The following is a 22,623-nucleotide window of genomic DNA, read 5'->3' as shown; positions in this document are numbered from 1 at the left end:
ACACTTCATTGCGACCTCCCTGATGTCTCATGACATTCCCGCAGCGGCGCCAGGCGGGCCCGCAGTTCCCGCTTGAGCACCTTGCCGTAGCTGTTTTTTGGTAGCTCGTCGACGAATTCGTAGCGCTTGGGACGTTTGAACCGGGCGATGCGCGTCAGCAGGTGCGCGTCGAGCGCCGCGGCGTCGACGGGATCGCCTGTGCCGACGACGAATGCGACCACCACCTCGCCCCACTCGGCGTCGGGGGTGCCGACCACGCACGCCTCCGCGACCGCGGGGTGCTCGAGCAGGACCTCCTCGACCTCGCGCGGGTAGATGTTGCTGCCGCCGCTGATGACGACGTCCTTCGACCGATCGCGCAGCGTGAGGAAACCGCGCGCGTCGAACGAGCCCATGTCGCCGGTGTACAGCCAGCCCTCTTTGAGCGTGGCGCGGGTGGCATCGGGGTTGCGCCAGTAGCCGGACATGACCGCGTCGCCGCGGCAGACGATCTCGCCGATCTCATCGACGGGCGCCGGGTCGCCGCCGGCGCGCAGCACCCCGACGTCCATCCCGGACCGCGCATAGCCGACCGATCCCAGGATTGCGTCGTCGCCGGATTCGTGGTCGGCGCGGCGCAGCCCGGTGATGGTCATCGGTGACTCGCCCTGCCCGTAGATCTGGGCGAAGATCGGGCCGAACGCCGCAATCGCCTTGCGCAGGCTTTCGACATACATCGGGCCGCCGCCGTAGACGATCGACTTCAGGTTGGCCGGGCGGGCGCGGCCCGTGCCCACCAGGCGCTGCACCATCGTCGGGGCGAGAAACGCGCTGCCGCCGGGGTGATGCTCGCACAGATCGAGGAACTCGTCGGGGTCGAATGCGCCCGAGGCGGGCACCACCTGGCGGGCGGCGCGCAGCACGTACGGCAGGACGTAGAGCCCCGAGCCGTGCGACATGGGCGCCGCGTGCAGGAGGCTGCACCGTTCGTCCGGGTCGTCGATGTCGGCGAGGTGGGCCACGGTCATCGCGGTCAGGTTGCGGTGCGACAGCATCGCGCCCTTCGATCGGCCGGTGGTCCCGCTGGTGTAGAACAGCCAGGCGAGCGCCGACGGATCGGTGCGCGGCTTCGCCGACGGGGCGACGGTGACCCGCCGCGAGTAGTCCTGCGACTCAAAGGTTTCCATCGGTGTCGTGGTGATCGGCGCCAGTTCGCCGGCAATCGCCGTGGAGGCGAACACCCGCGCCGCGCCCGCGTCGTCGAGGATCTCGGCCATCTCGCGCGGATGCAGCTTGTAGTTGATGGGGACGACGACGCACTCGGCGGCCCAGATCGCGAACATCAACTCGATGATCTCGGGACGGTTGTGGGTCGCGATCGCGAGGCGGGCGCCGGCGGCGTGCTGTTTTCGGATCGACGCGGCCAGGCGTAAGGCCCTGTCGCGCAGCTCGATCCAGGTGTACAGGCGCCGGGTGCCGTGATACATCGCGCCGCGGTGGGGGTGTCGGCTCGCGGCCTGATCGAGCATCGCGAACAGGTTCACCGCTCCGTCCACCGCGAGGACAAGGCGAACTCCGACAGATACTTCGTCGAACTCCATCCGCCGTCGACCACGATCGTCTGGCCGTTGATGAAACTTCCGCCCGGCGAGCACAAGAACGCGACCGTGCTGGCGATGTCGTCGACGCGGCCCAACCGCGGGTGCGGCGTCATCTCGGTGTTGATCTTGCGGAATCGCTCGTCCTGCAAGCGCTTCTCGACCATCGGTGTGACCGTGACGCCCGGCGCGACGGCGTTGCAACGGATGCCGGACGCGCCGTACTGGCAGGCGATGTGGGTGGTCAGCGCGGTCAGCCCGCCCTTGGCCGCGGAGTAGGCCCCGCCCCGCAGGCCGCCGACGACCGCGAACGTCGATGTCACGTTGATGATCGCCGAGCCGGGTCCCATGTGGGGCAGCACGTCACGCGCGAGCCGAAACGGTGCCCGTAGCATCAAACCCAGGAAGTAGTCCAGGGTTTCGTCGTCGGTTTCGTGCAGCGGCTTGGGGCTGCCGACTCCGGCGTTGTTGATCAGGAAGTCGATGTGGCCCCATCGCTGCACGGCGAGGTCCACGATGCGTCGCGGCGCGTCGTCGTCGGTCAGGTCGACGGCAAGTGTGGCAACGCGATCCGGATCGCCGATGGCCGTGTGCAGTTCGGCCAGCCGGTCCTGGTCGCGGCCCGTGCCCAGGACCGCCATGCCCATCTCGGCGAGTTTCGTGGCGCAGCCCAGGCCGATGCCGCTGCTTGCGCCCGTGACGATTGCGACCTGCATCTCACCCATCCTTAGTCTCCACCCGCGTGAGCGCCGCCCGGACCCGATGCTTGAGCACCTTGCCAGCGTCGTTCTTCGGCAGGGCATCCCAGATCACGACCTGTTCGGGCGCCTTGAATTTGGCGACGCCCTTGCTCACCAGCAGCGCAAGCAAACTCGCGACGTCCGGGCGCTGCGCGCCCGCGGGGACGATCACCGCGCAGGCCCGCTCCCCGGTGCGCTCGTCGGGCAGCCCGACCACAGCGATCTCGGCGATGCCGGGATGGTCGGCGAGCAGGTCCTCGACCTCCTTGGCCGAGATGTTCTCGCCGCTGCGGATGATGACGTCCTTGGCCCGTCCCGTCACGACGAGGTACCGGTCTCCGGAACCGGTCGAGACCCAGCGCCCGAGATCCCCGGTGCGGAAAAACCCATCGGCATCGAAGGAATCGTCTTCGGGATGGCGGTAGCCCAGTAGCATCTGCGGCCCGCGCAGGTAGATTTCTCCGTCACCCGCGGGTGCGGCACCGTGGGGGACGAGCTTGATCTCGGCGATGCCGGCCCTGCCGTCGGTATCCGCGGCGCTGTCGGCTTCGTCGGGCCGGGGCGCGCCGACGGTCGCGACGGGAACCTCGGTGCAGCCGTACACCCGGGTGACCACCGCGCGGTCGAAATAGTCTGCGGCGCTCCGGATCAGCGACGGCGATACCGACGCGCCGCCGCAGATGAACACCTTCAGGTCGGGCAGGCGGGTGCCGAGGCCTTCGGCGGCGGACAGCAGCTGCTGCAGAAACGGCGTGGCCCCCGCCATGTGGGTGCACCGTTCGGCGTTCATCAGCGCGACCGCCTGCGCCGGATCCCACCGGTCCATCAGCACCGCGGTGGTGCCCAGCAGCAGCGGGCATTCGAAGGCATAGATCGAGCCGCCGATATGGGCGACCGGCGACGGGACCAGGAACGTGTCGCCGGGCTCGATGCTCCAGTGCTCGCGGAGCTGGCGGATCAGGGCGTGCAGCGAATTGTGGGTGTGCAGGACGCCTTTCGGGCGGCTGGTGGTCCCCGAGGTGTACAGGATCATCCGCGCGGCGTCGGGATCGAGCGCCGGAAGCGTCGCGGGGTCCGGCGCATGGTCGAGCAGGTCCGGATAGGGGGTGTGCGGACCGGCGTGCCCGGTTTCGCGCAACACCACGACCTCGGGCGCGTTGCCCATCGCGGCCGTCACCCGTTCGAGCATCGCCGCGTAGTCGTGGCCGCCGAATCGGTGCGGGGCGAATAGCATTGCGGTGCCGGCGTCTTCGAGAATGAAGCGCAGGTCGTGGTCGCGCAGCGACGGAAGGATCGGGTTCACCACCATGCCGGCGAGCGTCGCGGCCAGATAGATGACGGCGGTCTCATGCCAGTTCGGCAGCATGAAGGACACGACGCTGTTGGTGGGCATGCGCGCCAGCATCGCCGCGGCCAGCGCGCCGGCCTGCGCGTGCAGTGTGGCGCAGTCCAGCCGAACATCCTTGTCCACCAACACTGTTCGGTGCGGCGACGTCTGCGCGGCCGCGCGCAGGGAATCGGCGAGCGTGGTGTGCACCCACAGTCCGCGCCGGTAGGCCTCTGACGCATGCGCCGCGTCGTGGCGGGCCCGGGCGAGCAACTCAGCCGGCCTGACCGGTGACGCGACGCATGGTCATCGCATACCGAAACCTCGACGACAGGTGGGTGTTGATCGTCACCTGGGCCACCTCGCCGTCGGAGGTCGTGTAGGTGCGCCGCATCTGCAGTGCGGCCGTTCCCGCTTCCACGCCGAGGCCGTCGGCCAGTTCCGGGGAGAGCAGGACGGCCGCGATCTCCTGGTGCAACTGGGCGACGCTCACGCCGAAAAGATCCTCGATCAACGGGAAGATCGGGCCGGCATGGCGTTGCAGCAGCCTGCCCACCGCGGCGAAACTGCGGCTGATGTAGTACTCCGTCCGGCACATCGGCACCGACGCGCCGTCGGCCTGCCGGTAGCCACGCACCGAGAGCCACTGGGTGCCGGGCTCGAGTCCGGTCCGGGCGGCGAGGTCGTCGTCGATCGTCACCATCGCGTTGGATTCGATGGTCAGCTGGGCGCCGGCGGCGAACGCGAGCAGGTCGTCGATCGACATCGCGTCCTGGGCATAGGAACTCGACGCCGGGCGGGGTACCACCCGGGTGCCCGCCCGCGGCCGGGAGGCGACCAGGTTGTCCTCGCGGAGCCGGCGCAACGCTTCGCGAACGGTGTAGCGGCTCACCGCGAAGCGCTCACACAGTTGGTGCTCGGTCGGCAGCTGCGACCCCACCGGGTAGACCCCGTCGACGATCTCCTTGCGCAGCGTGCGGGCGATCTGCAGGTAGCGGTGGTCGCCCGCGATGGCCTGGGACATCAGTGGCCCGTGGGGCGCAGGGCGAGCACGCTGCCCTCGCCGTCGGCCGAGATGTACAGCGTCCCATCGGCCGCGGCCGTGATGCCGGCGAACGGACCCTGTGGCCCCGAAAACGGCGGCATGCCGCGCAGTGGCTTGGCAGTCACGCCCGGCGGGGGACCGACCGGCAGCCCGGACGCGATCGTCCGGCGACCGTGGCCGGCGAGGTCGAAGGCGATCAGTTCCTTGGCGCCGGCATCGACCACGTAGAGCACACCGTCGCGGACCAGAATGCCCTGCGGCCGTTGCAGATCGGCCACGACGGTGTCGGCCCGCGACCCGGCCGGCCGGACCACCCTGCCCGCGCCCGCCTCCGCCACCAGCGGGGCTCCGTCGGCGTCGATCGCGACCCCGACAGGCTCGCGCAGATCGGTCGCCAGCACGTCGACACCTCCGGACCGCAGCGACAACACCCGCCCGGTCCCCAACTCCGCAACCACCACACCGCCTGGGGTCACCGCGACACCGTAGAGCTGGTCGAAACCGTCGGCCAGCACCTCGGTTTCGCCGGCTTCGGGCCGGTAGCGGGCGACCTGGCCGCCAGAGGTGGTGACGACGAACTCGCCGGGCGCGCCTGCGGCGAGGCCGCGCAGGAACCCGGGATAGCCGGGGCTGAACAACATTCCCGCGGTCTGCAGGGACCCGTCGGGCAGGGCGACATAGAAGTACGTGCCGTCGGCAATGTAGAGCTGCCCGTCCTGGCCCACGGCCAGGTCCAGCGGCCAGTTGAGTCCGCCCGGCAACACCGATGTCGTTGCGCCGTCGGGCGAGATCTCGGTGATCTCGCCACTGAAGTTGGAGACGAACAGCCGGTCGCCGACGAAGGTGCAGTTGTCCAGCCCCGGATTCAGCTGGGCGAGCAGGCGACGTTCGCCGCTGCGGGGATCGATGCGCAGCACCTGCCCGCTGGCCACCTGGGTGGAGACGAGGTAGCCCCGGGCGTCGAACTTCACCGAGTCGGGCACGCCGAGATCTTTTGCGACACAGTGTGGCTCGCCGCCGTCGGGGTCGACGCGCCAGATCTCGTTGGCGCCCATCACCGGGAAGTACAGCAGGCCGTCGGGACCGACCTCCATCGCGTTCGGCGAGGGCACGTTCTCCAAGAGCACCCGTGGCGGGCCGCCCGACAGGTCGAATTCCAGCAGCCGCCCACCCTCCCGGCATTCACCGATGAACAACCGGCCGTCATGGAACGTGATGCCGTTGGCCGACGGCACGTCGTCGCGCAGCACCCGCGTCCGGCCGTTGGTCTCGCGCACGCTGACCCGGCCGTCCATCACCTCGGTCGCGTACAGGTTGCCGCGGGGATCGAACGCGACGTCGTCGGGTGCCACGATGTCGCCGCCCTTGGGGCTGGCGGTCACCAGTTCCCCGGTGCGGTGGTCCAGCGCGCTGATCTGACTGCCGGTCACCTGCGCGATGTAGATGCGGCCGTCGGGGCCGGTGCGCAGCCCGTTGGCCCCGAACAGCCGGCTCGGCGCGGTCAACCGGTCGAGTTCCCAGCCCGGAGCGACGTCGATCGCGTCCGGGACTGCGTACCGCGAGGGCTGCGTTGAGAGGGCCCTTGAAATGGACATGCTCGCCGAGGTCCTTCCGTCAGCCGGTTGGGCTGGACGTTATCAATTCCTCCTAGTCCAGACAATAGCCACGACGGTGTCTCGGCTCGATCTTGACAGCGAAGTCCGCCGGTCGGAATAGTGTTCTCCCAAGGACAGAACGCCATATTTTGTCCGGACAAACTGGTAGCGAATGTCGCGGCCGGCGCGGGACGGCGCCGTCGGCGGCCGAAAGCAGGTCATGGACGATCAATTCGGGCACCTCAGGCTTGATGGTCGCGTCGTGGTGGTCTCCGGCGCCGGCGGAGGCGGCATCGGCACCACCGTCACAGCCGTGACCGCCCGGGCCGGGGCCACCGTGATCGCGGTGAGCCGATCGAAGGAAAACCTCGACGAGCACATCGCCCCGCTGGCCGCCCACGGCCTGGCCGTGGTGCCCGTCGCGGCCGACGCGTCCACCGACGAGGGCATCGCCGCGGTGATCGACCACGCGCGCCGCGCCGACGGAAGCTTGTACGGGCTGGTCAATGTCGCCGGCGGCGCCGAGCCGTCGACGTGGATGCCGTCGACGCGCGTGACCCGCGGCGACTGGCGCAAGATCTTCGCCGACAACCTCGAGACGGCGTTCTTCATGAGCCAGGCCGTGGCGGCCGAGCTCGTCGCGCAAAGACTGCCGGGGTCCATCGTGTCGATCTCGTCGATCAGCGGCATGAACACCGCGCCGTTTCACATCGCCTACGGGACCGCCAAGGCCGCGATCACCGCGATGACCCGCACGATGGCCCTCGAGTTGGCGCAGGCCGGAGTCCGGGTCAACGCCGTCGCGCCCGGCGTCACCGAGACGGCGGCCTCGCGCACCTACGTCGACGAGGACCCCGAACGGGATCGGCAGGCGATCGCCATGGGACGGCGGGGCCGGCCCGAGGAGCAGGCCGGCGCCATCCTGTTTCTGCTCTCGGAGATGTCGAGCTATATCACCGGCCAGACGCTGTTGGTCGACGGCGGCCTGGACCTCAAATGGAGCCATCTCGGCGCCGACAACACGTCGCTCTTCTTGCGTGACGAATCCTTCCGCGCGGCCATTAGGAGGATGTGATGACCGATCTCGCCAAGGGCACGAATTCCGCTGGGGCCGAGGAACTCTCGTCCCCGATGACGATCGGCGTCGAGGCATACATCTCCGAGGACTACGCCCGCGCCGAGCGCGACAGGCTGTGGCGGCGGGTCTGGCAGCAGGTCGGCCGCGTCGAGGAATTACCCGAGGTGGGCAGCTATTTGACCTACGACATCCTCGACGACTCGATCATCGTGGTGCGCACCGGCCACAACGAATTTCACGCGCACCACAACGTGTGCATGCACCGCGGCCGCCGGCTGATCGACACCCCCGAGGGCGCCAAGAACGCCTGTGCCCGCACCCGAAAGTCGTTCGTCTGCGGCTTTCACGGTTGGACCTATGGCTTGGACGGGGCGTGCACGCACATCCGCGAGCAACAGGACTGGCAGGGAGCGCTCACCCCGGACAACACCCACCTTCGACCGGTTCGGGTCGACACCTGGGGCGGCTGGTTGTGGATCAACATGGACCCCGACTGCGAGCCGCTGGCCGATTACCTGTTCCCCGCCGCGAAGATCCTCGACCCGTTCGGGTGTGAGAACATGCGCTACAAGTGGCGCAAATGGCTTGAATTTGACTGCAACTGGAAGGTCGCGCTGGAAGCGTTCAACGAGACCTACCACGTCTACACCACGCACCCCGAGTTCAACAAGTTCGGCGAGTTCAAGGGGTGGGCGAAAGCCCAAGGCAGACACAGCAACATCGGCTACGACGCCCCAGAGGACATGGAGGCCACCAAGTCCAAGATCCGCCTCGGCATCGGCGCCGACCCGCGGGTGTCCACCGCGGAGATGCAGGTGTACACGATGGAGGAGACCAACGCCACCACCACCCAGACGCTGGTGAACGCGGCCAAGCGACTCGTCGACGAGTTGCCCGAGGGGACGCCGGCCGACAAGGTCCTCGAGCACTGGCTGGCATCGGCGCGCCGCGACGACGAGGCCCGTGGCGTCGTCTGGCCGACGATCCCCGCCGACATCCTCGGGCAGGCCGGCACCGCGTGGCAGATCTTTCCGAACTTCCAGATCGGACAGGGCCTGACCAGCGCGCTGTGTTACGGCGCGCGACCGCACCCCAGCTACAACCCCGACAAGTGCATCTTCGAGGTGTCGGTGTTCGAGCTGTACCCGAAAGGCCAAGAGCCCCAGACCGAGTGGGAGTACACCCCGGTCGGGGATCCCCGTTGGCGGTCGGTCCTACCGCAGGACTTCTCCAACATGGCGGCCGTGCAGCAGGGGATGAAGTCACTCGGCTTCGCCGGCACCAAGCCCAACCCGTACCGCGAACGCAGCACCGTCAACCTGCACTACCAATTGTCGAGATACATGGGTACCGGTGAGCCCCAGGAACTGTCACGCAAGGAGTCACCATCGGCATGACCATGCACCAGGACAGCTGCGGGCCCACCCAGACGCCCGACGACGTCGACATCGCCGCGCTGCGCGAGAAGTACCGGCTGGAACGCGAAAAGCGGCTGCGCAAGGAAGGTTCCAAGCAGTACATCGAACTGGAGGACGACTTCGCCGGGTACTACGAGGTCGATCCCTACACCCCGGCCGCGCCACGCGACCCGATTTCGGAGGACATCGACGTCGCGGTCCTCGGTGGCGGCTTCGGTGGATTGCTGTCGGCAGCGCACCTGAAGAAGGCGGGCGTCGACGACGTACGCGTGATCGAACTCGGCGGCGACTTCGGCGGTGTCTGGTACTGGAACCGGTACCCGGGCATCCAGTGCGACAACGAATCCTACTGCTACATCCCGCTTCTCGAAGAGCTCGATTTCATGCCGTCGAAGAAGTTCGCCGACGGCGCCGAGATTTACCAGCACTGTCGCAACATCGGCAAGCATTTCGGCCTCTACGATTCGGCGATCTTCTCCACCCAGGTGCGCGACCTGCGTTGGGACGAGGAGATCAGGCGCTGGCGAATCGGCACCAACCGCGGCGACGACATCCGCGCCCGGTTCGTGGTGCTGGCGTCGGGCCCCTTCCACCGGCCCAAACTGCCCGGCATTCCTGGGATCAAGGACTTCAAGGGCCACGCGTTCCACTCGTCGCGGTGGGACTACGACTACACCGGCGGGGACAGCGGCGGCAACCTGCACAAGCTCGCCGACAAGAGGGTCGCCGTCATCGGCACCGGCGCCACCGCGATCCAGATCGTCCCGTTCCTGGCCCGAGACGCCCAGCACCTCTACGTCTTTCAGCGCACCCCTTCGACCGTCGACGAACGCAACAACGCGCCGACCGACCCGGAGTGGGTGAAATCGTTGCGGCCGGGCTGGCAGCGGGAACGGCAACGCAACTTCCACTCCTGGACCTTCGAGGGCATGGCGCTGGGTCAGCCGGACCTGGTGTGCGACTTCTGGACCGAACTCGGGCGCAACACCGCGGCCCGGGTGCTCGCGCTGGACGACCCCGCGTCGCTGACGCCCGAGCAGTTCATGGCGATCCGCGAGGAAGAGGATTACAAGCTGATGGAGCGGCTGCGCCGCCGCATCGACGTGATCGTCGAGGACGCGCAGACCGCCGAGGCACTCAAGCCCTACTACCGGTTCCTGTGCAAGCGGCCACTGTCCAACGACGAGTACCTGCCGATGTTCAACCGGCCCAACGTCACCCTCGTCGACGTCTCCGATTCCAAAGGGGTTGAACGGATCACCGAAAAGGGGCTGGTGGCGGGCGGCGTCGAGTACGAGGTCGACTGCATCATCTATGCCAGCGGCTTCGAGATCACCACCGAGATCAGCCGCCGCTATTCCATGGAGACGATCGAGGGCCGCGACGGGCTGTCGCTGTTCGACCACTGGCGCGACGGCTACAAGACGCTGCACGGGATGACCAGCCGCGGCTTCCCGAACCAGTTCTATACCGGTTTTACCCAGGTCGGCATCTCCGCCAACATCGCCGCCAACTACGAGCTGCAGGGCGAGCACATCGCCTACATCATCGCCGAGGCGTTGAAGCGGGGCGCGACCACCGTGGAGCCCAGCGCGGCGGCCCAGGAGCAGTGGTGCGCGACGATCCGGGAAACCGCCGTCGACAACTCGGCGTTCGACGCCCAGTGCACACCCGGCTACTACAACAACGAAGGCGGCGGCGGGGGAGAGGGCATCCGGTCACACCTGGGCGAACCGTACGGCCCCGGCTTTTACGCGTTCGAGGACTTGCTGCGCGTGTGGCGTGACAAGGGCGACTTGGACGGGTTGGTGCTCGGCACTTGAGCGAAACCCCTGCAGAGCAACTACGATTCGACGGCCGCGTCGCCGTGGTGACCGGGGGCGGCCGCGGGTTGGGTCGCGCCTACGCGCAGCTGCTGGCCGCGCGTGGGGCGAAGGTGGTCGTCAACGACGTCGGCGGCGGCCTCGACGGCGAAGGGGTCGACGCCGGTCCGGCGGAGCGGGTCGTCGCCGAGATCACCGCGGCCGGCGGACAGGCCGTCGCGTGCAGCGCTTCGGTCGCGACCGCAGCGGGCGGCGACGCGATCATCGCGACCGCGCTCGAGCACTATGGCCGCGTCGACATCCTGGTGCACAACGCCGGCAACGTCCGCCGCGGCTCGCTGAAGGAGATGAGCTACGGGGACTTCGACGCCGTGCTCGATGTGCACCTGCGCGGCGCGTTCAACGTCGTGCGCCCGGCGTTCCCGCTCATGTGCGGGGCGGGCTACGGCCGCATCGTGCTGACGTCGTCGATCGGCGGCCTGTACGGAAACCGCGACGTGGCCAACTACGCGGCCGCCAAGGCGGGCGTCATCGGGTTGTCCAATGTCGCCGCGCTCGAGGGCGCCGCCGAGGGCGTCCGCTGCAACGTGATCGTGCCGGCGGCGGTGACGCGCATGGCGGACGGCATCGACACCTCCGCCTACCCGCCGATGGGACCGGAACTCGTTGCGCCCGTGGTGGGTTGGCTCGCGCACGAATCCTGCTCGGTGACCGGGGAAATATACATCGCGCTGGCGGGCCGCGTGGCCCGGGCGGTCGTCGCGGAGAGCCCCGGCGTGTGCCGGTCGTCGTGGACGATCGAGGACGTCGGCAGCCATCTGGACGCGATCCGCTACGCGGAGGCGCCGCTGATCTTCCCGGTCGTCCCGGATGGCCATGACGAGCACATCCGCTACAGCTTCGAGCTGGCGCAGAGGTCAAGCGAACTCCATGGCTCGCCCGATCAAGGAGCGCTCAATGGCTAGCCCCGCGGGCCCGATGGCCGGTGTGCGCGTGATCGATCTCACCGCGATGGTGATGGGGCCCTACTGCACCCAGATCATGGCCGACATGGGCGCCGATGTGATCAAAGTCGAACCGCCCCAAGGCGATAACACCCGCTACATCTCGGTCGGCCCGGCGCCGGGCATGAGCGGGGTGTTCGTCAACGTCAACCGCGGCAAGCGCAGCGTCGTGCTCGACCTGCAGACCGATGCCGGAAAGCGGGCGCTACGCGCTTTGGTCGAGACCGCCGACGTGTTCATCCACTCGATGCGCGCCAAGGCGATCGCCAAGCTCGGCTTCGGCTACGACGACGTCGCCGCGATCAATCCCAAAGTCGTCTACACCAATTGCTACGGGTACGGGCGACGCGGACCCGATCGCGACCGCCCGGCCTACGACGACACGATCCAGGCCGAATGCGGCCTGCCGGCGGTGCAGCAGCAGTTGACCGGCGAGGCCGACTACGTCGGCACCATCATGGCCGACAAGATCGCCGGGCTGACGGCGCTGTACGCAACGACGATGGCGTTGTTCCACCGCGAGCGCACCGGGCAGGGCCAAGAGGTCGAGGTCGCCATGTTCGAAACCATGGCGTCGTTCATGCTCGTCGAGCATGCCAACGGCGCCCTGTTCGATCCCCCGCTGGGGCCCGCGGTGTATCCGCGCACCGTGGCGCCCAACCGCCGTCCGTACCACACCAGCGACGGCCACATCGCCGCACTGATCTACAACGACAAGCACTGGAACGCGTTCATGAACGCCGTGCGGCCGCCGTGGGCCAGCGAGCTGTACGCGACGCTGGAACAGCGCGCCCGCGAAATCGACACCATCTACGGGCTGGTGGCAGAGACCATGAAAGAGCGATCCACCGCCGAGTGGTTGGAGCTGCTGCGCGAACTCGAGATCCCGGCCGCGCCGCTCAACACGCCCGGCGCGCTGTTCGACGATCCGCATCTCAAGGCCGTCGGCATGTTCGAGACCGTGGACACCCCGCATGGGCCGGTGCGCTTCCCCGGCGTGCCCACCTGGTTCTCCCAGACACCGGGCCGCGTCGCGGGGCCGGCGCCCGAACTCGGCGCCCACACCGAGGACGTGCTCGCCGAAATCGGCGCGAGCAGTCCCGGACTCGCACGAAACACACCGCCTGAACACGATTTTGCGTCTGCTCGCCAGGGAGAGGAACTTCAACAATGACCGTGCCGGTGTACAAGCGCATTCTCGACCTGTTCGAGGCCGAGGGGGTGAACACCCTGTTCGGGATCCCGGACCCGAACTTCGTGCACATGTTCGCCGAGGCCGACGCGCGCGGGTGGTCGGTGGTCGCGCCGCATCACGAGTTGAGCGCGGGTTTCATGGCCGAGGCGGCGTCACGGATGACCGGCAAGCCCGGGCTGTGCATCGGGACGCTCGGCCCGGGCATGGCCAACATGGCCGGAGCGATCCAGTGCGCGCTCGTGGAGAACTCGCCGGTGATCTTCCTCGGCGGCCAGCGCGCCCGCATCACCGAGCGCCGGGTGCGGCGCGGGCGCATCCAATTCGTCCGCCAGGAGCCCCTTTTCGCCCCGTCCGTCAAGTACAGCGCGTCCATCGAGTACGCCGACCAGACCGACGAGATCATCCATGAGGCCATCCGCCGGGCCATGTCCGGCACCCCCGGCCCGGCCTACGTCGAATACCCGTCGCACGTCATCCTCGAAGAGCTCGACGTGGCCGATCCGCTGCCGCCGCATCGGTATCGCCTCGTCAACCAGGGGGCGGGCGCCCCAGAGATCGCCAAGGCCGCCAAGCTGATTCGCGAAGCGAAGAGCCCGATCCTGTTGGTGGGCCACGGCGTGCACACGTCGCGCACCGGCCCCGCGGTGAAGGAGCTCGCCGACCTGATGGCCTGCCCGGTCATCCAGACCTCCGGGGGTACTTCGTACATCCCGGGCCTGCAGGAGCGGACCTTCCCCTACCTGTTCTCCCCGGCCGCCAACGAGGCGGTCGAGCAATCCGACCTGTGCGTCGCGTTGGGAACCGAACTCGGTGAGCCCATGCACTACGGCCGGACCCAGCATTGGGCGGGCAACGACGCGAATCGCAAATGGGTGTACGTCGAGCAGGACCCGGCCGCCATCGGCGTCAACCGACAGTTCGACGTGCCGCTGGTCGGCGATCTGCGCGGCGTCGTGCCGCAGCTGGTCGAGGCGCTCCGGGACACCCCGCGCACCCCATCCCCCGGCCTCGAGAAGTTGGTCAAGGCCGACGCCGAGGAGCTCGCACAGCTCGCCGAGACCGCGCCGTCGGGTCGTTCGCCGATCCACCCGGCGCGCTATGTCGTCGAGGCCACCAAGGCGTTCAACGAACTCGACGACGCCATCATGGTCCGCGATGGCGGCGCGACCGTCATCTTTCAGTGGACCTACTCGCAGGCCAAACCGCGCGATGTCATCTGGAACCAGAACTTCGGCCACCTCGGCACCGGCCTGCCCTACGCGGTCGGGGCATCCGTCGCCGAGGGCGGCAAGCGCCCCGTCATGCTGCTGACCAGCGACTCGGCCTTCCTCTTCCACATCGCGGAACTGGAAACGGCTGCGCGGCAGAACCTTCCGCTGGTGTGCGTGGTGGGCGTCGACCACCAGTGGGGCCTGGAGGTCGGCGTCTACAAGCGCACGTTCGCCCAGCCGTCACCGCAGCCCGGCGTGCACTGGAGCAAGGACGTCCGGATGGACAAGATCGCGGAGGGCTTCGGGTGCCACGGCGAGTTCGTCGAGAAGGAATCCGAGATCGGGCCGGCCATCGCACGCGCCTACGCCAGCGGCAAAGTCGGTGTGGTGCACGTGTGCATCGACCCGAAGGCCAACTCCGAGGAGATGCCCAAGTACGACCGATTCCGTACCTGGTATGCAGAAGGCACCCAGTGAGCGCCGCAACTAAGGAAGAGTGCTAGCTATGCGCGAATACCTGAAGTTCTACATCGACGGACGATGGGTCGACCCGGTGCGGCCCAACCCCTTCGAGGTGGAAAACCCGGCGACCGAGCAGGTTTCGGGAAAGATCTCGCTGGGGTCGGCGGCCGACGTCGACGTGGCGGTTCAGGCCGCCCGGCGCGCCTTCGCGGGCTGGTCGCTGAGCACCCGCGAACAGCGCCTGGACCTGTTGCAGTCCATCCTCGCCGAATACCAGAAGCGGGCCGACGATCTCGCCGAGGCGGTCACCGAGGAGATCGGCGCGCCGCCCTCACTGGCCGCGGGCCCGCAGGTCTTCCTCGGCATCGGCCACCTCACGACGGCCATCGACGTGCTGAAGAACTTCCCGTTCTCCGAACACAAAGGGGAGACCCTGATCGCCAAGGAGCCGATCGGTGTCTGCGGCTTGATCACGCCGTGGAACTGGCCGATCAACCAGGTCGCCGTCAAGGTGTATCCGGCGCTGGCCACCGGCTGCACCGTCGTCCTGAAACCCTCTGAGGTCGCGCCGTATTCGCCGTACATCTTCGCCGAGATCCTGGCCGCCGCGGGCGTGCCGGCCGGGGTGTTCAATCTGGTCAACGGTGACGGCGCGGGCGTGGGCGCGGCGCTGGCGAGCCATCCCGACATCGACATGGTGTCGTTCACCGGGTCCACCCGCGCCGGCATCGAGGTCGCCAAGAACGCCGCCCCGACGGTGAAGCGAGTGACCCAGGAACTCGGCGGCAAGAGCCCCAACATCGTCCTCGACGATGGCGGCTTCGCCGACGGCGTCCGCGCGGGCGTGGCCAACATGATGCCCAACTCCGGGCAGAGCTGTAACGCGCCGTCGCGCATGCTGGTGCCGAATTCACGGATGGCCGAGGCCATTACGATCGCGCGCGAGGTGGCCGAACAGGTCAAGGTGGGCAGCGCCGACGACGCGACGGCGATCGGGCCGGTGGCGTCGAGGACGCAGTTCGAGAAGGTGCAGCGGCTGATCCAGCAGGGCATCGACGAGGGCGCGACCGTGGTCGCGGGCGGCCCGGGCCGACCGGCGGGGCTGGACACGGGGTACTACGTCAAGCCGACAGTCTTCGCGCATGTCACCAACGACATGACGATCGCGCGCGAGGAGATCTTCGGGCCGGTGCTGTGCATCCTCGGCTACGACGACATCGACCAGGCCGTCGAGATCGCCAACGACACCGAGTACGGCCTCGCCGGCTATGTCTCCGGGGCCGACCTCGACACGGCGCGCGAGGTTGCCCGCCGGATCCGCGCGGGATGGGTGACGATCAATCACGCGTTCGACATGAACGCGCCGTTCGGCGGCTACAAGCGCAGCGGCAACGGCCGCGAATGGAGCGAATTCGGCTTCCACGAGTACCTGGAGGTCAAGAGCACCCTGGGCTACGCGCCCGGCAAGGCCTGACGCCCGACCCCGAAATCCGAACGCAGCGCAGCGGAAAACCGTTGCGTGTCCTCCCCGCGATCCCGCGCGTCCGCCCTTAAGCTGGCTCCGTTCACGAGGAGGGGCAGCGACGTATCGGCATCAACCATGGCGCCGGGCGGGATGGTAGTCACGGCGCGCTGACAGCGAGCATCGAGCCGGGCGGGTCTCACCCCGCACCGGCTCGTCGTTCTCGGCCCCGATGGGTCGCCCCCGTGCGCCGGGTCGGCCGGCTGGGGGTCTGGGACGGGCCGGAGGGGCGCAGCGGAATCCCGGCGCTCGACGGCCTGCGCGCGATCGCCGTTGCGCTGGTGCTCATCGGGCACGGCGGCATCCCCGGCGTCAGCGGCGGATTCATCGGCGTCGACGTCTTCTTCGTCCTGAGCGGATTCCTCATCACCTCGCTGCTGCTCGACGAGCTGGGACGCACCGGTCGCATCGACCTCACCGGCTTCTGGATCCGGCGCGCGCGGCGACTCCTGCCGGCGCTGGTGTTGATGGTGCTCACCGTGGCCGCGGCCCGGCAGCTGCTGCCCGAGCGGTCGCTCACCGGCCTGCGCGACGACGCCATCGCGGCGTTCATGTGGCTGGCGAACTGGCGGTTCGTCGCCCAGAAGACCGATTACTTCACCCAGGGCGCACCGCCGTCGCCGCTGCAGCACACCTGGTCGCTCGGCGTGGAGGAGCAGTACTACTTCGTCTGGCCGCTGCTGCTGGTCGCGGTCACGCTGGCGCTGGCGGCGCGCGCGAGGCGCCGTTTCACCCGGGCCACCGTCGGCGGCGTGCGCTTCGCGACGTTCGTCATCGCCACCGTGGGGGCCCTGGCGTCCGCGGCGCTTGCCATCGTCATGGTGTCCGACGGCACCCGCGACCGGATCTATTTCGGCACCGACACCCGCGCGCAGGCGCTCCTGGTCGGCGCGTCGGCAGCGGCCCTGCTGGTGCGGGATTGGCCGTCGATGAACCGCGGCTGGTGCATGATCCGCACGCGGTGGGGGCGGCGCGCCGCCCGGATTCTGCCGCTGCTGGGTTTGGCGGGTCTGGCGGCCGCGACCCATTACGCGACCGGCGCCAGCGGCGAATTCCGCCACGGCTTGCTGATCGGCGTCGCGATCGCGGCCGTGTTCGTCATCGCCCCGGTCGCCCTGGAGCAGCGCGGCGTCATCGCGCGCTTGCTCGCGTTGCCGCCGCTGGTGTGGCTCGGCACCATCTCCTACGGCGTGTACCTGTGGCACTGGCCGATCTTCTTGGCGCTCAACGGCGAACGCACCGGGTGGTCCGGGCTGCCGCTGTTCGCCGCGCGGTGCGCCGCCACGGTGGTGTTGGCCGCGGCGTCGTACTGGGTGCTCGAGCAGCCCATCCGGCGCTGGCGGCCGGCGCGGGTGCCGCTGCTACCGCTGGCGGCGGCGACCGTCGCCAGCGCCGCGGCGGTTACGCTGTTGGTGGTTCCGGTGGGAGCCGGGCCGGGGCTGCGCGAACCGGGCTTGCCGCCCGGAGTCTCCGCGGTCGCGGCCGTCTCGCCGTCACCGCCCGGCGAAAGCCGGCCGCGGGATCCCAACCGGCCGTTCACCGTATCGGTGTTCGGGGACTCGATCGGGTGGACGTGGATGCACTACCTCCCGCCGACGCCGGGATTCGCGTTCCTCGACCACACCGTCATCGGATGCAGCCTGGTGCGCGGCACCCCGTACCGGTATGTGGGCCAAACCCTCGAGCAGCGATCCGAGTGCGACGGCTGGCCGATCCGATGGGCCAGGCAGGTCGCCCAGGACCAACCCGACGTCGCGCTGCTGATCATCGGCCGCTGGGAAACCGTGGACCGCGTCAACGAGGGCCAGTGGACCCACATCGGCGACCCGACCTTCGACGCCTACCTCAACGGCGAGCTGGAGCGGGCGCTGACCATCGCCGGCTCCACCGGTGTGCGGGTGGTGGTGGCGACCGTGCCCTACAGCCGCGGCGGTGAAAAGCCGGACGGCCGGCTGTATCCGGAGGACCAGCCGGACCGGGTCAACCTGTGGAACACCATGCTGCGCAAGACCGTCAGCCACCACCCGAACGTCGCGATCCTCGACCTGAACAAGAAGCTGTGCCCCGACGGCGTCTATACCGCCAAGGTCGACGGCATCAAGGTGCGCAGCGACGGCGTGCACCTGACCCCGGAAGGGGTGAAGTGGCTGACGCCGTGGCTCGAGGAGTCGCTGCGCTAGCCGCTAAGTGCCTGTGCGGCAGCTGATCTCCATGCTGTCGCTGTCGCGGACCTGGAAGTTGAAGCTGACGTAGCCGTTGGCCTGGTCGCGCACGCGGTCGAGATACGGGGCCATATCGGCCGAGCTGGCGTTGTCGGCGATGACCAACGCACCCATGGACAGCCGGGGCTCCAGCAGCTCGATCACGGGCAGGTACAAATCTTTCCAACCGTCGAGCAGCAGAAAATCGACCGCCCCGTCCACGCTTTTCAACGTGCTCAGCGCATCGCCCTCCAGGATCGTGATCACATCGTCCAAGCCCGTCTCGGCGAACGTCTTCTTCGCGGCCGCGATCTTGGCGGCGCTGAGCTCGGTGGTCACGACGCGGCCGCTCCCGTTGTCACGCACCGCGGCGGCCAGGTGAACGGCGGAAATGCCGAACGACATCCCGAATTCGACGACCGTCGCCGGGCGGGTGGCGCGGACCAACGAATACAGCAGCCGGCCGGCTTCGGGCGTCACCGGGATGTAGAACTCGCTCATCGCGTCGGCCCGCTCCTGGGCGGACATCGGCTGATCGAAGGTGCCACGCCGCTCGCGCAACAGCGACATCTGGTTCTTCGACTCGGCGTACATGCGGTCGAGCGTCGATGCGACCCGGGGATCCTGCAGCGTTGTGGTCATCTCGCCGAGCGTAGCCCGGCGACGGTGAGCGCCGGAACGGCGCGAGTGAGGAGCCGGGCAATCGAGCCTAGCCCGGCGACGGTGAGCGCCGGAACGGCGCGAGTGAGGAGGCGGGCAATCGAACCCGGCGTGCGGCCTGGGTGGGCGCTTAGAGCCCGCCGACGGCGCCACGCTCAGCGCAAATGAGTTTGACGAGCCCGGGCCGCGGTGCCACTATGGACTCCGCAAGCACCTCGGTAGGTGAGGCGTCTGCATGGATACAGGCCACTGACCCCGAACGTCGAGAGACGCCCCGGGTCAGGACAGCTCTTCCCGGACCCAAGGGTTGAGCCCAAGTGGCTTCTGGAACGTTCCGGATACGCCGTGCAGTGCCGAAGCTCCGACGAGAGGGGTGCGACCGGCGGCTTTGGTGCCGTCGGTCATTCCTGCCTCTCTCGTTCAGGTGAATGTGACGACACCCGCGTGTGTCCCGGCCGTGAGGAGGTGAGGGCGAGATGAGTCCCGGCGATAGTCCGCATCCGAAATTCGTTTTGTCCCGATCCGGCTCCGGCATTCCTTCCGCCGCCTGACCTTGCGTTTGGTCCTGCGCGGCTGACACGTCCCACGGACAGTGCCGATGCCGATCGGACCCCTGGCAGGAGAAGATCATGGCTTTTGTTGTTACGCACCGTTTTTCCGCTGTTCCGCGGGGACGCCGGCGGTCGATGCTGCGCGCGGGCCGGTTGCTGGCCGACAAGCTGCACCTGCGGACCAACCTGACCCCGCAGGAGCGCGCCAACCTGTACGTCTCGCGGATGCCGATCGCTGTGGTCACCGCCTCGCTGGGCGGGCACGCGTCGGGACGCCCCGACAACCACTGGTGATTCGTCCCGCGCATCGAGTGCATCCGCATGCCCTCACCCGTGGTGAGAGCGATTCGTACAGCGAGGACCAGATGACGTCGATCCACACCGGCGGCGGCCGTGGCCTGGGTTCGGGCCGCACGGCCGCCGCCGCGGAGAACCCGAGCGCCGAGGCGCCGACGTCGACGGTGCTCGACACCGCGCACGTCGGCGACATCGTCGGCGCGTTCGGTCGCATCGGGCGCACCGACGGGACCGTGACCGGCCGCTGGCGGCGGCTGAAGACACTGGCGGTCATCACCGGTCCCGGTCTGATCGTGATGGTCGGCGACAACGACGCCGGTGGCGTCGCGACCTACGCCCAGGCCGGCCAGGACTACGGGATGGGCCTGCTGTGGACGCTGGTGCTGATGATCCCGGTGCTCTACGTGAACCAGGAAATGGTGCTGCGGCTGGGCGCGGTCGCCCGGGTGGGTCACGCGCGCTTGATCTTCGAACGGTTCGGCAAGTTCTGGGGCGCCTTCAGCGTCGGCGACCTGCTGATCTTGAACGCGTTGACGATCGTCACCGAATTCATCGGTGTGTCAATGGCTCTCGGGTTCTTGGGTTGTCCGAAGTTCGTCGCCGTCCCAGCGGCCGCGGTGCTGTTGTTCGCCGTCGTGGCCGGGGGTTCGTTTCGCCGCTGGGAGCGGTTGATGTTCCTGTTGATCGCGGTGAACGTGCTGATCATCCCGATGGTGCTGCTGGCGCATCCGGCCCCGAAAGCGACTGCGGCCGGGCTGATCCCGCAGTTCCCCGGCGGGCTGAACTCGACCGTGCTGCTGCTGGTGGTCGCGATCGTGGGGACGACGGTCGCGCCGTGGCAGCTGTTCTTCCAGCAGTCCAACGTGGTGGACAAGCGCATCACCGCGCGCTGGATCCCTTACGGCCGGGCCGATTTGGTGATCGGGATCGTCGTGGTCATGGTCGGGGCGACGGCGCTGATGGCGGTGACGGCCTTCGGGATGGCGGGCACCGCCGACGCCGGGCACTTCACCGACGCCGGAGCGGTCGCCGCGGGGTTGTCGCGGCATCTGGGCGGCACGGTGGGGGCGCTGTTCGCGATCATCCTGCTGGACGCGTCGCTGATCGGCGCCAACGCCGTCGGCCTGGCGACCACCTATGCCGTCGGCGACGCCCTGGGCAAGCGGCACTCGTTGCACTGGAAGATCGGCGAGGCGCCGGTGTTCTACGGCGGCTACGCGGTGCTGCTTGCGGTGTCGGCCGCGGTGTCCTTCAGCCCCGACCACGTCCTGGGCCTGGTGACCCAGGGCGTGCAGGCGCTCGCCGGCGTGCTGCTTCCCTCGGCCACCGTGTTTCTGGTGTTGCTGTGCAACGACCGCGCGGTGTTGGGACCGTGGGTGAACACGGTGCGGCAGAACATCGTTGCGTGGAGCATCGTGTGGTGTCTGGTGCTGTTGTCCCTGGCGTTAACGGCGACGACCTTCTTCCCGGACCTGTCCACCGCCACCATAGAGACCGGGCTCGCCGCCGGCGCCGCGGTCGGCATCGCCGGCGGCGCGGTGATGGTCGTCGTCGGCCGCAGGCATCGCAGCCTGGCCGAGGCGGAAGCCATCGTGCGCACGCTCGGAGGCGGGCTGGACCCGGAGCAGGTCGACGAACTCGACGACGCCGCATCGCTCACCCGTGCCGAACGGCGGGCCGTGCGCCGCCAGGACCGGGCCGGCTGGGTCACCCCGAACCTGGCCCTGCTCGACCGGCCCGCGATGTCGCCGATGCGCCGGGCGGGGTTGTTCACCCTGCGCGGCTACCTCGTGGTCGCCGTCGCGTTCGTCATCATCAAAATCGTGCAGGCAGGGGTCGTCGGGCCGGTCTCGTCATTGTGAGTCGGTAGGCAGCAGAACGATTTTCCCGTGGGTGTGCCGTCGCTCGAGTTCGGCGAAGGCGTCGGCGACCCGGTCCAGCGGATAGGTCGCGGCGATGTCGAAGTCGACGGCGCCGGAGGCGATCAGGCCGGCCATCTCGGCGAGCACCTCGGGTGTCGAGGCGTCCATGCTGCCCTCGGTCTTGGCGCCCACCTCGCCGGCCTTCTGGAAGGCGATGATGGTGTTGATCCGCTCCGGCGCGACGCCGAGGTCCACCGCGAGCTGGACGTAGTCCGGGCCGAACAAGTCGATGAACGCGTCGATGCCGTCGGGCGCCGCGTCGCGCAATCGCCCGGCGAGCCCGTCACCGTAGGCGATCGGGACGACGCCATGCGCGCGCAGCCAGTCGGCGTTGCCGGGGCCCGCGATGCCCAGCACGCGCGCCCCGCGCAGCGCCAGAAGTTGCACCACCAGGCTGCCCACCCCGCCCGCGGCTGCCGACACGGCGACCGTCTCACCGGCCTGCGGCGCCACCGCGCGCACGGCCGCGTACGCGGTCACGCCGGCCACGTAAAGCGAACCCGCCGTCTCCCAACCGAGTTGGGCGGGCTTACGAATCAGTTGACCCACCGGCACGGCGGCGTGGGTCGCGTGGCTGGACCGGCGCAGGCTGAATCCCAAAACCTCGTCGCCGACCGCAAATTCGGTGACCCCGGGCGCCACCGCGGTCACGACACCGGCGAGGTCGCTGCCCTCCCCGGAGGGAAAGGTGGCCGGGAACCTCTCGTGCATCGCCCCGACCCGGATGCCGGCCTCGCCGGGATTGATTCCGGCCGCGCGGACCTCGACGACAACCTCGCCCGGTCCGGGCGTGGGCATGTCGATGTCCGCCACGTACAACACCTCACGCCCCCCGTACCGGTCGAACCGTACGGCGCGCGCCGCTGCAGCGGTCATGCCGATCTCCTCACCGCGACGATGCCCCCACCCACGCCAGCATAGGCACGCAAAGAGCTACCCACCGGCGGCCCGTTGGGCATATGTTCGTAGCAACTCGGGCACGGATGACGCGTGGA

The 22,623-nt window shown here is 68.7% G+C and carries 17 protein-coding genes and 1 riboswitch; of the genes, 10 read left to right on the top strand and 7 right to left on the bottom strand.

Translation table 11 applies throughout. The features are described 5' to 3' along the window. Positions 1–5: 5 nt before the first annotated feature. From OCU_RS49405 to OCU_RS49385, 5 genes are read right to left on the bottom strand one after another with little or no spacing between them, the layout of a single operon-like run. Positions 6–1,535 (bottom strand): AMP-binding protein, encoded by a 1,530-nt coding sequence (locus OCU_RS49405; protein WP_014381511.1) that lies wholly within the window; start codon positions 1,533–1,535, stop codon positions 6–8. After that, complete coding sequence (locus tag OCU_RS49400; RefSeq protein ID WP_009957131.1) at positions 1,520–2,302, bottom strand: SDR family NAD(P)-dependent oxidoreductase; 783 nt, start codon at positions 2,300–2,302, stop codon at positions 1,520–1,522. Before OCU_RS49400 ends, OCU_RS49405 begins: the two co-directional genes overlap by 16 nt. Further along, positions 2,295–3,917 carry an AMP-binding protein gene (locus OCU_RS49395; protein ID WP_014381510.1) on the bottom strand — a complete coding sequence of 541 codons (1,623 nt, stop codon included), beginning with the start codon at positions 3,915–3,917 and terminating at the stop codon, positions 2,295–2,297. The genes OCU_RS49400 and OCU_RS49395 overlap by 8 nt, the downstream gene beginning before the upstream one ends. A 1-nt stretch (position 3,918) precedes the next feature. Beyond that, complete coding sequence (locus OCU_RS49390) at positions 3,919–4,668, bottom strand: GntR family transcriptional regulator (protein WP_009957129.1); 750 nt, start codon at positions 4,666–4,668, stop codon at positions 3,919–3,921. Next, positions 4,668–6,284, bottom strand: a complete 1,617-nt coding sequence (locus OCU_RS49385; protein WP_036459932.1) for an SMP-30/gluconolactonase/LRE family protein — start codon at positions 6,282–6,284, stop codon at positions 4,668–4,670. The genes OCU_RS49390 and OCU_RS49385 overlap by 1 nt, the downstream gene beginning before the upstream one ends. Before the next feature lie 220 nt (positions 6,285–6,504). Here OCU_RS49385 and OCU_RS49380 point away from each other — a divergent pair, with 220 nt between their 5' ends. From OCU_RS49380 to OCU_RS49345, 8 genes are all read left to right on the top strand, one after another. Next, a complete protein-coding gene (locus OCU_RS49380) occupies positions 6,505–7,359 on the top strand; it encodes an SDR family NAD(P)-dependent oxidoreductase (RefSeq protein WP_026071111.1) in 855 nt (284 codons plus the stop codon). After that, complete coding sequence (locus tag OCU_RS49375; protein WP_026071112.1) at positions 7,359–8,759, top strand: aromatic ring-hydroxylating oxygenase subunit alpha; 1,401 nt, start codon at positions 7,359–7,361, stop codon at positions 8,757–8,759. Before OCU_RS49380 ends, OCU_RS49375 begins: the two co-directional genes overlap by 1 nt. Beyond that, on the top strand, positions 8,756–10,603 hold the full coding sequence (locus tag OCU_RS49370) for a flavin-containing monooxygenase (protein WP_014381506.1): 1,848 nt from the start codon (positions 8,756–8,758) through the stop codon (positions 10,601–10,603). The genes OCU_RS49375 and OCU_RS49370 overlap by 4 nt, the downstream gene beginning before the upstream one ends. Then, a complete protein-coding gene (locus OCU_RS49365; protein ID WP_014381505.1) occupies positions 10,600–11,568 on the top strand; it encodes an SDR family NAD(P)-dependent oxidoreductase in 969 nt (322 codons plus the stop codon). Before OCU_RS49370 ends, OCU_RS49365 begins: the two co-directional genes overlap by 4 nt. A gap of 13 nt (positions 11,569–11,581) precedes the next feature. Further along, on the top strand, positions 11,582–12,781 hold the full coding sequence (locus OCU_RS49360; protein WP_009957121.1) for a CaiB/BaiF CoA transferase family protein: 1,200 nt from the start codon (positions 11,582–11,584) through the stop codon (positions 12,779–12,781). After that, positions 12,778–14,490 carry a thiamine pyrophosphate-binding protein gene (locus tag OCU_RS49355; protein WP_009957120.1) on the top strand — a complete coding sequence of 571 codons (1,713 nt, stop codon included), beginning with the start codon at positions 12,778–12,780 and terminating at the stop codon, positions 14,488–14,490. The genes OCU_RS49360 and OCU_RS49355 overlap by 4 nt, the downstream gene beginning before the upstream one ends. Positions 14,491–14,518: 28 nt before the next feature. Next, positions 14,519–15,949 carry an aldehyde dehydrogenase family protein gene (locus tag OCU_RS49350; RefSeq protein ID WP_009957119.1) on the top strand — a complete coding sequence of 477 codons (1,431 nt, stop codon included), beginning with the start codon at positions 14,519–14,521 and terminating at the stop codon, positions 15,947–15,949. Positions 15,950–16,182: 233 nt separating this feature from the next. Then, entirely contained in the window at positions 16,183–18,177 is a 1,995-nt protein-coding gene (locus OCU_RS49345) for an acyltransferase family protein (RefSeq protein ID WP_009957116.1), read from the top strand. Between the two features lie 3 nt (positions 18,178–18,180). On the opposite strand, the gene OCU_RS49340 is transcribed toward OCU_RS49345, so the two are convergent. Next, a complete protein-coding gene (locus tag OCU_RS49340; RefSeq protein ID WP_009957115.1) occupies positions 18,181–18,840 on the bottom strand; it encodes an O-methyltransferase in 660 nt (219 codons plus the stop codon). 225 nt (positions 18,841–19,065) lie between these two features. After that, positions 19,066–19,238, top strand: a riboswitch (M-box (ykoK) riboswitch). A gap of 249 nt (positions 19,239–19,487) precedes the next feature. Here OCU_RS49340 and OCU_RS51245 point away from each other — a divergent pair. Further along, on the top strand, positions 19,488–19,703 hold the full coding sequence (locus OCU_RS51245) for a hypothetical protein (RefSeq protein WP_131810750.1): 216 nt from the start codon (positions 19,488–19,490) through the stop codon (positions 19,701–19,703). Positions 19,704–19,774: 71 nt separating this feature from the next. Beyond that, positions 19,775–21,568, top strand: coding sequence for an NRAMP family divalent metal transporter (locus tag OCU_RS49335; RefSeq protein WP_225331958.1), 1,794 nt, complete (start codon positions 19,775–19,777; stop codon positions 21,566–21,568). On the opposite strand, the gene OCU_RS49330 is transcribed toward OCU_RS49335, so the two are convergent. Continuing rightward, complete coding sequence (locus OCU_RS49330) at positions 21,560–22,504, bottom strand: NADP-dependent oxidoreductase (protein ID WP_008262161.1); 945 nt, start codon at positions 22,502–22,504, stop codon at positions 21,560–21,562. The genes OCU_RS49335 and OCU_RS49330 overlap by 9 nt on opposite strands. Positions 22,505–22,623: the final 119 nt, after the last annotated feature.

The sequence above is a fragment of the Mycobacterium intracellulare ATCC 13950 genome (assembly GCF_000277125.1).
GTDB lineage: Bacteria > Actinomycetota > Actinomycetes > Mycobacteriales > Mycobacteriaceae > Mycobacterium > Mycobacterium intracellulare.
This window is presented reverse-complemented; position numbering and strand designations above follow the sequence as displayed.

Coding starts and splice junctions, on each gene's coding strand:
- OCU_RS49330 (WP_008262161.1), bottom strand. CDS start 22,504: ATGACCGCTGCAGCGGCGCGCGCCGTACGGTTCGACCGGTACGGGGGG.
- OCU_RS49375 (WP_026071112.1), top strand. CDS start 7,359: ATGACCGATCTCGCCAAGGGCACGAATTCCGCTGGGGCCGAGGAACTC.
- OCU_RS49350 (WP_009957119.1), top strand. CDS start 14,519: ATGCGCGAATACCTGAAGTTCTACATCGACGGACGATGGGTCGACCCG.
- OCU_RS49355 (WP_009957120.1), top strand. CDS start 12,778: ATGACCGTGCCGGTGTACAAGCGCATTCTCGACCTGTTCGAGGCCGAG.
- OCU_RS51245 (WP_131810750.1), top strand. CDS start 19,488: ATGGCTTTTGTTGTTACGCACCGTTTTTCCGCTGTTCCGCGGGGACGC.
- OCU_RS49385 (WP_036459932.1), bottom strand. CDS start 6,284: ATGTCCATTTCAAGGGCCCTCTCAACGCAGCCCTCGCGGTACGCAGTC.
- OCU_RS49340 (WP_009957115.1), bottom strand. CDS start 18,840: ATGACCACAACGCTGCAGGATCCCCGGGTCGCATCGACGCTCGACCGC.
- OCU_RS49360 (WP_009957121.1), top strand. CDS start 11,582: ATGGCCGGTGTGCGCGTGATCGATCTCACCGCGATGGTGATGGGGCCC.
- OCU_RS49400 (WP_009957131.1), bottom strand. CDS start 2,302: ATGGGTGAGATGCAGGTCGCAATCGTCACGGGCGCAAGCAGCGGCATC.
- OCU_RS49370 (WP_014381506.1), top strand. CDS start 8,756: ATGACCATGCACCAGGACAGCTGCGGGCCCACCCAGACGCCCGACGAC.
- OCU_RS49380 (WP_026071111.1), top strand. CDS start 6,505: ATGGACGATCAATTCGGGCACCTCAGGCTTGATGGTCGCGTCGTGGTG.
- OCU_RS49335 (WP_225331958.1), top strand. CDS start 19,775: ATGACGTCGATCCACACCGGCGGCGGCCGTGGCCTGGGTTCGGGCCGC.
- OCU_RS49390 (WP_009957129.1), bottom strand. CDS start 4,668: ATGTCCCAGGCCATCGCGGGCGACCACCGCTACCTGCAGATCGCCCGC.